Genomic DNA, 921 nt, shown 5'->3' on the forward strand with positions numbered 1-921 from the left:
GCGAATTAGGTTTTGTACGAAAAGTCGTTGTGGCTAAAATTGCCGCCATGACCGGTTGGAGGCCCGTATGGCAAGGCGTTACGAACTTTCTGATGCGTCATGGGAGCTGATCAAGGATTTGGTTTCTCCAGAACAGAAAATGGGCCGTCCTCGCAACGATGATCGTCAGGTTCTCCACGGAATTCTGTGGATCCTGTGCTCGGGCGCTCCCTGGCACGACCTGCCTGAACGCTTTGGGCCTTGCTCAACGGTGTATCAGCGTTTTCGTGACTGGCGCGACGACGGCACATTCGAGCGAGTACTGGAGCGTCTGCATATTCGGCTGAACCGGGAAGGACTGATCGACTTGGACACCTGGATGATCGACTCCACCGCAGTACGAGCAACCCGAGCCTCTTCAGGCGCCGGGAAAAAGGGGGGCCTGAAGAACCGTTAGACCATGCCTTGGGGCGCAGTCGAAGCGGTCTGACCACCAAGATTCACATGGTGTGCGATGCCAATGGCGTGCCATTGCATTTCAGGCTTTCACCAGGACAAGCCAGTGATGTCTCCCACGCTCAGCCGCTGCTGGATGCTGTAAGAATTGCTGGCAAGCCAGGACGACCGCGTAAACGTAGCCGGTGGTTGCTGGCTGACAAGGGATACGATGCCGAGCACCTGCGCCAGTACTGCGACCGTTACCGAATGCAGCCGGTAATCCCATTGCGCGCTATGCCGCGCAAACCTCGACCTGGCTTGCCCCGACTGTTTGACCGGCCCAAATACCGGCAACGGAACATCATTGAGCGGATGTTTGGCTGGCTGAAAGAAAATCGCAGGATCGGCACTCGCTATGACAAGCTGGCCAAGAGCTTTGCAGCCATGGTCACCTTGGCCTGCAGCCTACGTTGCATGCGGCAATACTTTTCGTACAAAGCCTAG

General features: G+C 56.6%; 1 protein-coding gene. It reads left to right on the forward strand.

What is annotated here, in order from left to right; all coding sequences use genetic code 11:
• Nucleotides 1–67 precede the first annotated feature (67 nt).
• Nucleotides 68–921, forward strand: a protein-coding gene (locus G7020_RS23770; RefSeq protein WP_169836961.1) for an IS5 family transposase whose coding sequence is annotated in 2 segments (ribosomal slippage) — nt 68–421 and nt 424–921 — 852 coding nt in all. Because the reading frame shifts where the segments join, the coding sequence is not laid out codon by codon here.

This window comes from Stutzerimonas stutzeri (assembly GCF_013522825.1).
GTDB classification, from domain to species: Bacteria; Pseudomonadota; Gammaproteobacteria; order Pseudomonadales; family Pseudomonadaceae; genus Stutzerimonas; species Stutzerimonas stutzeri_AK.